Origin of the sequence: Ructibacterium gallinarum (genome assembly GCF_014982785.1) — a bacterium.
In the GTDB taxonomy this organism is placed as follows: domain Bacteria; phylum Bacillota; class Clostridia; order Monoglobales; family Monoglobaceae; genus Ructibacterium; species Ructibacterium gallinarum.
The window spans coordinates 1-11,113 of sequence record NZ_JADCKB010000031.1; the positions used below are offsets into that span (position 1 = coordinate 1).

General features: G+C 34.9%; 7 protein-coding genes and 1 pseudogene. 2 read left to right on the forward strand and 6 right to left on the reverse strand.

Annotated features, from left to right (window positions below; translation table 11 throughout):
- The 4 genes from INF28_RS11225 to INF28_RS11240 form a co-directional block, all read right to left on the reverse strand.
- On the reverse strand, window positions 1-756 hold a 756-nt coding region (locus INF28_RS11225; RefSeq protein ID WP_226393554.1), incomplete at its 3' end, for a DUF4145 domain-containing protein.
- A gap of 19 nt (window positions 757-775) precedes the next feature.
- A complete protein-coding gene (locus tag INF28_RS11230) occupies window positions 776-1,492 on the reverse strand; it encodes a hypothetical protein (RefSeq protein WP_226393555.1) in 717 nt (238 codons plus the stop codon).
- Between the two features lie 29 nt (window positions 1,493-1,521).
- The gene (locus INF28_RS11235; RefSeq protein WP_226393556.1) at window positions 1,522-2,598 is read right to left on the reverse strand and encodes a restriction endonuclease subunit S; all 1,077 of its coding nucleotides are present in this window, start codon (window positions 2,596-2,598) and stop codon (window positions 1,522-1,524) included.
- Window positions 2,595-4,091 carry a class I SAM-dependent DNA methyltransferase gene (locus tag INF28_RS11240; RefSeq protein ID WP_226393557.1) on the reverse strand — a complete coding sequence of 499 codons (1,497 nt, stop codon included), beginning with the start codon at window positions 4,089-4,091 and terminating at the stop codon, window positions 2,595-2,597. The genes INF28_RS11235 and INF28_RS11240 overlap by 4 nt, the downstream gene beginning before the upstream one ends.
- Before the next feature lie 584 nt (window positions 4,092-4,675).
- Between INF28_RS11240 and INF28_RS11245 the strand changes: the two genes are divergently transcribed.
- Entirely contained in the window at window positions 4,676-4,924 is a 249-nt protein-coding gene (locus INF28_RS11245) for a cupin domain-containing protein (protein WP_226393558.1), read from the forward strand.
- Between the two features lie 502 nt (window positions 4,925-5,426).
- Here the strand turns inward: INF28_RS11245 and INF28_RS11250 are convergent.
- Both INF28_RS11250 and INF28_RS11255 read right to left on the reverse strand, forming a co-directional pair.
- A complete protein-coding gene (locus tag INF28_RS11250; protein WP_226393559.1) occupies window positions 5,427-6,308 on the reverse strand; it encodes an AraC family transcriptional regulator in 882 nt (293 codons plus the stop codon).
- 439 nt (window positions 6,309-6,747) lie between these two features.
- A pseudogene (locus INF28_RS11255) lies at window positions 6,748-7,772 on the reverse strand (IS6 family transposase).
- Between the two features lie 135 nt (window positions 7,773-7,907).
- Here INF28_RS11255 and INF28_RS11260 point away from each other — a divergent pair.
- Window positions 7,908-11,111: an S-layer homology domain-containing protein gene (locus INF28_RS11260; RefSeq protein ID WP_226393560.1), complete on the forward strand. Its 3,204-nt coding sequence runs from the start codon at window positions 7,908-7,910 to the stop codon at window positions 11,109-11,111.
- Window positions 11,112-11,113 lie beyond the last annotated feature (2 nt).

Genomic DNA, 11,113 nt, shown 5'->3' on the forward strand with positions numbered 1-11,113 from the left:
CTCACAAGTGCGTTTTGCCTCAATCACTGCAAGAGGCTTCTGCATATCATCGTATAATACATAATCGGCATAGCCTGTTTCCGCTTGGTTGGGCATACCCAAAAGTTCAACTTCATTGATCCAGTCTCTCCCCTCTGTCCAGCCGCTGTCTTGCAGCATGGTATCTATGTAAAGCTTTCTCGTTTTATATTCTGTTATGTCAAGAGGTTTTGGAACATAAGACTGTTTTTGTTCACTGCGGCGTGCGGTCAGTTCTTCTTTTAAAGCTTTGTTTTCTGCAATTAATTTTTCAAAGTCAAGGTCTTTTTGTGTATCAGTAACAGGCTCGCCACTCTTGTCAAGCAGTGTCTTATCAAAGGCTTTTTCTGTATAATCTGTTCCATAGCAATAAGCAACAAAATCTAAAAATATGTAAAGATTTTCTAAGCACAGCTTTGCTTGATCCATAGAAATTTTCTTTGCGCCGTGAGCGGCAATATTGCCTGCTTTTCGGATAAAATTCATGCGTTTGTATAAATTGTTGTCAATGATAGACCGAAATTCTTCGGCGTTCATAAGACAGGCAAGGGTGTCATCATACGGCATGCTTAAATCTTTGTCAACAGAATACATCCATTTTACGGCAAACTCCATGGCTCGGCGGCAATTCAGCACAGATGCCGCCGTATCAATATTTAATATTTTTTCAGCAGATATTGCCACGTCGGAAAAGGCATCAAACTGAGGATCTGATTTTAAAAAATCAAAGTTTGTCATGGCGGGTCACCTCGCATAATTATATCCATTTATAAGTTAAATAGTTATAATAAAAATTCATTCCATCATTTTCACCATAAATAATTATTTTTAAATCTTTATTTGACTCAATATCAATTACCATATATTCATCTTCATCTAATTTCCCTATATTAATAATTTCATGGTCTTTATTTTGATTTGTTTCTACAGCTATTCTAAATTCATTTTGATATGAATACCTTTCTTTTTTGTAAAAACAATAATCAAGATCATTATATGATGTATCAGAAGAAATATATGGTTTGTAATTAATAAAACCATATTGAAAAACTTTATAATTTTTTCTGAAATTATATATTTTATCTAATGTCTTTTTTGTATTTTTTAAAATAAATAATTTTAAATTACGCTCTTTAAAACTATTAAAAAATTCTTTATGTACAATATGTTTAATTGTGTTATTATCAAATTCAGAATTACCATCATATATTCCATATGTACAGTATATATACACATTTTTATTAGGGTATAATGTTCCAGGAAACCTATGATACTTCCCATCAGCACACTTCATAAAGTATCCGAAATTATCTGCTATTTTCCCTTCATTTTTGTCACCAACCACATCATTTTTATCTCTCCGCTCCAAATTTCTATAAAAAGATAATGAATTCATATATATAGTTCCTTTTTCGATGGTTTGGCTTATATATTGCTTTTCACTTTGTTTTAATAATAATATCGGGTATAGCATATGATACTCCTTTTAAAGAATGAATTTTATCACCCAAAATATTTTTGCATTAGTGCTTTTTTTAATGTTTCAGCTTGTTCAAGGCTTTTCTGTACTTGTGTTTTTGTTTTTTCAATTTGTTTCACAAAGTCAGCAAATTGGTTTTGCAGTTCGATTGGCGGAACAATCTGCTTATATGATTTCATGATTGCAGTGTTTAAATTCGGCTGAGTACCAGACGGAGCTATACTTCGAAAATACTCTGTCATACAATTCAACGATTTAAGTAAAAAAATCTTATTTAAATTCTCATCAATATTTTCAAATGATAGCCAACCATCGTGTATACATCCGTCAAAAGTAATAATTCTTGCAAATCCTAAAGAAACTCCACAATTTGCAAAAATAAGACTCCCACTTTTAACAAGTCTACTTTTTTTTATGCCTATTTCTAATATTTTTTCTTTTGTTTTCGTTAGGTAAATATCATCTCCATCTGTTGCATCACCAATTTTAATCCACGGAATAGTTCCGCATAAATATTGTTCAATCGGTCTTGGTGAACCTCCTCTTGAAATATCACATAAATTACCAAGTGGTTCTATATGCCAATTTTTATCGTTATTTGTAACATCCCCAAACATTTCCACAAATCTTGCTTTTACAAGCTCGCCCAGTTTTTCAAGTTGCTTTTTGTGTTTGTAGATTAAAACTGTTACTTTGTCTAAAGTATCGGCAATTTGTTTTTGTTCTGCTATCGTATAGTCAGGAAGTGTTTCTTTGCAATAGTCCTTGAAGTAAATATGTGGAATTGTTGCACCCGAATAATACTTTGCTAAATTCATATTTTCCATAGCATATGCAAGATATGAAATATTAATATTATCATTTGGTATGATGTATTGCATAGTTCCTATTATTGATGATTTAGCAGGAAGCTTCATGACCCTACCAACTCCTGCACCATCTTTCACAACTGCAATATAGGGCTTTTCCTGTTTATAAAAATCAACATTTTTAATAAATCCACTTGCTCCAAATATCGGATATTGGCCATTATGAAATTCCAAATCTTTTATAGCAATATTGGATGATTGATTTGAACATATTTTTTTTAAACTAATCACATCATCCCCTCCAATTCTAAAAGGTCTTTTGCAATTTCTGCTTGCAGGTCTTTTATTTCCGCCAAAATCTCGCTTGTTGGGGGATATTCCACAGGAATATATTCAATTTTTTTATATTTATTGATGGAAAGGTCATAGTCATTTTCTGCAATTTCCTGTTTTGGAACAAAGAAAGATTTTTCCGTTCTTTCTCTGTCTGTTTCTTTATCTAAGTTATGAAAACGCTCTATAATATCGGGAATATCATTTTCAGAAATCGCACTTCTTTTATCGTCAAGAGAAAAACCGTCGGCCTGCATATCATAAAACCAAACGGTATCCGTTCCGCCGTGGCCTGTTTTTGTAAAAATCAAAACCGCGGTGGATACGCCTGCGTATGGCTTAAACACACCCGACGGCATGGAAATTACCGCCTCAAGTCTGTTATTTTCTATGATTTCTTTTCTTATATCCTTATGTGCTTTTGACGAGCCGAAAAGCACGCCGTCAGGGACAATGCAGGCACATCTTCCGCCAAGTTTCAGCATACGAAGAAACAGGGCAAGAAACAAAAGCTCTGTTTTCTTTGTTTTACACATTTTCAGTAAATCCGCTGACACGATATCATAATCCAAGCTGCCTTTAAACGGTGGATTTGCAAGAATAAGAGAATACTTATCTCTGTCTGCATTCTGGTCTGATAAACTGTCACGATATTCAATAAAAGGGCTGTCAATGCCGTGTGTCATCATATTCATTGCACCGATACGGAGCATGGTTCTGTCCATATCATAGCCGTAAAACATTGCGTTCATATAATGGTCTTTTTTCTGCTTATCATAGAAAATCTCTTGTTTATAGTTTTCTTTCAGGTATTCTCCCGCCGCAACCAAAAATCCGCTCGTTCCGCAGGCGGGGTCACAGATTACATCATCAGGTTTAGGGGCTAACATTTCCACCATCATTTTTATAATATGCCTTGGTGTTCTGAACTGGCCGTTTAAACCGGATGACGCAATTTTATTCAAAAGGTATTCATATACATCGCCCCGGACATCTATGCCGTTTGTATTTTTCATCATGTCATAAATTCCATCCAGGCTTGTCACTACCTTATCAAGAACCAAAGGAGTGGGTATTTTAAAAATGGCATCGTCCATAAATTTTGTATAGGCACTGTCTTTATCAGCATGCAAGTTCTTGATAAACGGAAACACCCATTCTTGTATGGTAGAATACATTTTCCCTGCGGGAAAATCACGAAATACCGACCATTTCAGCTGATTGCCGTCAACAGTACGGCCGCCTATTGTAACTGCATCTGCAAAAATGCTTTGGTGCGGAATCCCCAGCATTGCGCTTTCCTTTGCACGGATATTATCTGTGTCATCAAGATCATGGATAAACATCAGATATGTAATCTGCTCAATGACATCAAGAGGATTTACCAAGCCCCCGGACGCAAATATATCCCATAAACTATCTATTTTGTTTTTTAGTTCCCCTGTAACCATAATTGATTCGTCCTCCCTGTTCCAAAGATAAGATATATATCTTTCCGCCGTTGATTTTGATGACACGATGTTGCTTTCATACGTCTGCTAAAGTCCATTGCGCTGTTGCGGGTTTTTCCATATTTTCAGGCGCTTATCCCGCAGAAAGAAAATAAGCGGCCGCAAAGGAAGTGTTTTTCAAAATCTGTGGCTGTGGCAACCTTCCTTTTTTATACTGACCACCCCAGTTGACTGCACTGTATTTATACAAATCTTTACAAAATCACACTGTAGTATACCATATTTTTCTAATTTCGTCAAGGCAACCTTGGAGTTTACGAATTTTAAATTAATTCAAAAATTTTGTACCCATTATAGCATTGGGGCAAATATTGGGACAGACTGGTATCGTTCCGGCAAGGGCAGATGGCAGGTTAAGATGAGGAAAATCTTGTTTTAACTTTACGAAAGGTTGATAGTCGAAAATGGAGGGCTTTTATTGTATAGTTGCACATTTTTATAATTATGATATAATTATTTTAGAGTTTTAAAGGCATTTGATGATACTCTTGCAACGAATTTAACGGAAATTAAGGTGATAAAATATGAAAGAAATCCTTTGCTATAAAGAAGAACAAATCAAGAGCAGTGACCCGTTTCCAGTACAAATTTTTATAAGGGATAGCGAGTTGGAAGATATTTCAACATCTTCGCATTTTCACGACTGTTTTGAAATTCTTTATATGCTAAGCGGCTGCGCCTGTCAAATCATTAATGGTAAAGAATTTTTTCTAAAAGAAAATGATACGATAATTATAAAAAACGGTGATATTCATTCCATAACTGCAAAGTAAATAATAAATAATGCGTATATTCATCTACATCTGTTTTACTATAATATTTTATATTAAAATATTTTTAAAAGGTGCATTTATATGTTTCATCATTTTGTTCCAGATTATAAAATTTAGTTGATTCAGCTTATAATAGAAAGCCACAACGAATCCCAATTTACGAGCATAATATATCGGACAAGATAATGGAAAAGAAGATAATGCAAACAAAATTTAGAGGTTTGATTAACAGTGATATAAATGCTTATTTTAAATATTATAATACATTCTTTAAAAATATGGATACGATACCGTGACATTTGAGGGATGTGTAACCAGTATTTTACCCGGCGGCGGTGCATTGCCAGGTTGTTTCGTTCTTTGCCAAAACATCATGTCCGCTGAAACTCGTGGTCAAGCGAACCGTAGAATAAATGCGACCACTTCTATGAAAACAAAAGAATTATTAGGATTCATTCCGTTTTTAAAGTTTTTTACTGTCTATTTTTTCTGGGAGGACACATTATTTATCCAGATCTTTTTTGTATACAGAAGGTGAGACACCTTCTAATTTTTTAAATGTTTTACTGAAATGCTGCAAAGATTTAAATCCAACGAGCTCGGAAATAATAGTCATAGAATTGTCGGAATCCTGCATCATTTTTTTTGCAGCCCGAATTCTGCGGTCGGTTATTAGTTCGATCGTTGTCATGGATAAAGCCAACTGTATAATTCTATTTAATTGCCTGGTGCTGATGTGAAGACTATTTGCAATGTCGTTAACAGTTACGTTGGAGATGTTATCGTTAATGTAGTTGATTGCTAATCGAACTCTTGTCGTATTTGTAATATTATAGTTTTGTTCGCTTTTTAAAGTACTGTTTTTTAGAATATTTTGAAGAATTTCAATAAATATGCAAGATAATTGATTTTCGATGGCAACGCCGTATCCTACGTATTCTTGTAGAGTATTTTTGAGAATGTTGTCAATCAATGTATAGATATAGGTATTCGCTTCGGCAAAATAATAGTGATGGATGTTTTTTGTCAAAAGTTTTTGCAATTCAAGTGTTTCTGCAATTCCAAATCCGAAAACAAATTCGGAAAAGTTATCTGAAACTTCAATTAAGTGATGAGTTTGATGCGGAGGTATCAAAAGTAGAGTTCCCTTTGATGCGATTATTTCATTACCATTTATTATGTATTTAGCATAATCGGACGTTGGAATGTGCAGTTCAAAAAAAGAATGACCATGCTCTTTAAAATTCCAAAAAGCATTTTTAGAAAAAGCAATACGGCACCAAAATATTTCAAGTGTAAATATATCGTTTGAAATTTTAGGATAAATATTATTTAATTTTTTAGATGCCAAATAAAGTTGATTTTCAGTTATATTAAAAATCATAGCTCGCTCCATATACGATCGTTATAATCATCTGATATAAAATATGTCTGATTTTTTCAATAGAATTATAGCACAAGCTAGAAAATAATGCAAGAAAGAATAAAAAACAATGAAAAACTATTACTCCTAAATAATAGCCAACAGGGATACCGAAGAAAAAATTATGGATATGTCTGAAAATAACAAAATTATGGCTTATATATATATTGCACCATCAATCTTATCAATAGTATAATATATACAAAAATAAAAGTAATTGAAGTTAAGGTAGTGTAAAGTAAAAATGAAAGAATAGAATAATGATTTCACAAAGAAATGTAGAGTTTCGCAGAAAAGCTTTTAAATGCTTGTCTTTAATTTGTCAAGGGTAAAGTGAACGTGCAAAAGCACGCCCTATGACAAATCACAGAGTGACCATTTATATTAACCAAAGTGAAAATCAACAAACGAGCAGCAAAGAATTTCGCTGCTTGTCTGAACATTTAAAACCGGCAACCTGTGCCGGGGTTAAACCGGACAGCGAGCAGTGAGGTCTTATGATGTTGTACAAGAAAACAAACATCATAATCATACAGTTATCACTTTCAAAAGAGTTAAAGCCATAACGTGTTTTGCACCAATATTTGAATTGCTTGTTAAAGGCTTCAATGGCATTGTTGGATATATCATTTTTGAAGCTTGTGACACGGATATGTTTAACATCAAAGATAGCCTTTGTAGGCACTTTGTAAGCAGAATAACGGTCAGAAACAATTGCGTTAGGTTTTTCGTAGTTTTTAACGCTATTAAATAAAGAGAAAGCTTGAGGTGAATCTCTATGAGGAGATAGGTGAAAGCCTAAAACAAAACGGGTTTCGCTGTCAATGATGAACCAGATATAATGCTTCACGCCTTTGATTTTAACGACAGTTTTGTCTGTGTGCCATTCATCGGAGCTAAAATCTAAGGAAGGTATGAGAGTGAGCATTTTGGTATGAAATATTGGAGTAAACTTTTTGCACCCATCGCTGATAGTGATATGAGAGATTTTGATATTATACAAAAGTTTAAGGATTAAAGCAATCTTACGAAAAGAAGTGCTGCCTATGTAAAACATTACAAGAGCAGTGATAACAAGATGAATACTATGTCGCATACGTTTAAAATCATCTTTGCCGAAAATGTTAGGATATAGAGGGTGGAGTTTTCTCCGTAGGCTTTGCTTGGAAGAAAGAATGATTACATTTTTTATCAGAACAATGATAATTTGAATAATCGTTGTAATCGTGATGAAAAAATGAAGACTTGCCCCCAAACAGGGCAAGAAGGATATTTGCAAGGTTTATCAGCTTTTTGATAGGACAGTGCAAATTGGTGTTTGCAAATATGGCATTGATACTTTTGATTACCGAATTTATCTTTGCCATATTTATAAAGTGAATGAGAGTTGCACCGAGGGCAACGATGTGGTATAATTTTATCCATGAGATCTTAATCTCCTTTCTCGAAATTTCGGGAGGTATTTGGTTTTGTGGTAAAACCATTATACCATAAGGAGTTTAAGGTCTCAATTTTCATTTAACTTAATAAAAATGTAATTTGACTAGAGGAGGAAATAAAATGGTAAGAATATATAAGAGATTTTTGGGATGCTTGGTAATTGTTTTATTTTTAATTGGTATGAGCATATTGGGAAATGTTTTAACTGTATTTGCAGCAGGAATCTTTGTAGATGAGTTTTCTTCGGCCAATTCTACAAAAGCGTCTTTGGCATTTGCATCTGATAATGTGCGAGAAGTTAACTCCTCTAACATATATTTTGGTGATAGCACGCGGTTAACACGGTTGCGAGCCGACAGCGATGGCTATGTGATCTATAAAGCCGAGGATATTTCTTATATATTTGTTAATTCTATTACACATACTTCCCGCGTAAAGAACGGACCTCAATATAGTTATTCTTGCGATAATCAATCCTGGACGGAAATAGAACCGTTTTATAAATACAATAAAGGCTATGTTGACAATAACAATTATGTTGTCTATGACAATTATTTCAAGGGATTCCCAAGCGGAACTATTTATTTTAGAATTTTGATTCCACAGGATGCTGAAAACGGTGTTATGGAATATGATATGAATTTTGGCAGTGTTAAGATTGAAAGCAATGGTGCCTCGTTACTAGATGGAGTTGAAGAAGATGTTAGAATATTTGCTCTATCTGAAGATGAACAGGTTATGAAAACGACAGAAGCTTCACCGTATACCGAGGAATTAAGGCTTTTGTGCGGTTTGGGCATATTTGAAGCAAATTTATTAAACAGCAGTGAAAATTTGAACGTCCGTGTCACACGCGGAGAATTTGCAAAAATGCTTGTAGAACTAAGCGGTTTTTCTAATATTGGATTTGAAAAGAAAGCGCAGTTTTCGGATGTACCAGTGTCTGACGAAATAAGTGAAAGTATTGCGGTGGTGACAAGTCTGAATTATATGAGCGGAATGCAGGATGGAAGCTTTCGCCCTCATCAGGAGGTTTCGTATGAAACTGCGCTGCGTGCAGTTTTAAAGATATTGGGATATGAAGCTGTCATAGTAAACAATGATATTTATGATTTGTCAAGGAAACTTGATATTGATCTCGACAAACAGAAAGACGATACAATAACTGTAGAAGAGATGGGGCGTTTTTTATTTCGTGTAATAAAAGCTAAGCCGGCGGTAATGTCAGATGTTGATTCTTATAGACCAGATTCTATAGACTATATGACAAAAAGGTGGAACCTGGTAAGAAAGCAAGGACAAATTACGGCGACAAGATACGGTAATATTACAACGAATCCGGCGCCGGAATACGATGAGGTGACTGTAGGATTGAAACAATATCAAGTAATGAGCAATTCTCTGCAGGAAATGCTGGGAGAATATATTTATTATTATGCGATAGAGCAAGATACGGAAAATCGCATCATTGCATGGTGGACGAATTCATCTCAAGCAAGAGCAGATATAGAGACAGAAGATATTTGTAAACTTTCCGAAGATTGCAAACAACTGTCTTACTACTTAGATAACGGGAAGACAAAAAATCTTGCTTTATCGGATGTTGTATTGATAAAAAATGGGGAACGACTCTCTTCTTTTACTGTAAATGATATTTTAGACAGTGAGCAGCTAACCATAACTGACCGTGACCAGGATGGTGTTTTGGACACAATACTCGTATGGAAATCAAAAGAGTACGTTGTACAAAGCGTGGCGACATCCTCTTTTATGTTAACAGATCAAATTTCTGGCGAAACACTTGAAGTGGATCCTGAAGATAGCGAACGTATCAATTATTTTTTGAACGATAATATGGCCACCATTGACAGTATTTCTAAGGATTGCGTCTTGTCCATTTATATGGGCAATGAAAAACAGTATGTCAGCATTTATATCAACAATACAACCAGCAGAGGTATTGTGAATGAAATAAATATGAATGATGGGGAAGTCAGAGTAGATGGTATAACTCACCCTCTGTCCAAACAACTGCAGACAAAGATAGAGACAGGCGCAGTCAGTGAGATGAGGACTGGTGATACATATTTGTTATATATGAATTATAGAGGGGAGATCGCATGGTTTCGGACGGATGGTGCAGCAAGCAGATATGCTTATATGATGCGTGCCCAGTTGGAAAGTGGGCTGGACGAGTCTATTCTCATTAGTGTGTTGGATGCAGATGGCACTATAAGAGAATGTAAAACCGAAACGCGCATAAGTGTGTTCATAGGGAATAACGGTAAGAAATATACGTCGAGAGAGGCATTTGAGATTCTGAAGAACAATTGTGATAATGTGAAAGAAGATCTTGTTGAGGGAATTATAAAATATCGAATGAACAGTAGTGGGCGGATAACAGCTATATATTTGCCGGTTTTAGATAGTCAATCAGAGGATGAGTTCTCTCTGGTTCTTGATAATTCATTAAACGATAAAGATGACGCAGGGAATATGGTGGAGGTATCAAAACGATATATCTCTTATGTTAATGCAGCAGGAAACAGTGCTGATATAATCAACGATAAGTATATTTTTAATGAAGCGCAGTTGTTTGTTGTGCCGTTTGACAGAGAACTGGCGGACTATAGGACAACATACAGTTTTGCCAGAGGTGATTACAGAAGCGGACAGCCGAAGTATCATTTGCATTTGTTCGATATGAATTCAAATTACAGTGTTGGTGCTGTGGTCATTTACGAGAGTGAGGTACCAGAAAGCAATAAAGATGTGATGTATACTTCTCTTGTGACGGTACAAAATGTTGTGAAACTATATGATGAAGCGAGTGAGGAGGTAAAGCCTGCTTTAGAAATTGTTGATAGAACGGGTACTGCAAATACTTACAAAATTAACGAAAATTTAAAACAATCCAGCAACAATATAAATGGAAGACGCGTATTGATTGAAGAACTGAATGCCGGTGATGTTTTGCAAATTGGGTTGAATACGGAGAATGAGCTGATTAAGTTTAATGTTATTTATAAAAACAATTTAGATTGGCTTTACGGAGCATCGGGAGGAGGAACCGCATGTTCAACTTACTCCGAATACTATTTTTTATATGGAACAGTGAAGATCAATAACGCTCCATATTTACTAATTGAAGGTAATGGATACGAAAAAATGTTGAAGGTTACATCAGCGAAGTTTACGATATATGATATAGATTCTCAAAGTATTGAGGCGGCATCAATTAATGATCTGTATCCAGGTGACAAAGTTATTGTAAGAAGTCAGAGGACAACTGCACAGGATGTAGTCATCATACGAAATTCATAAAA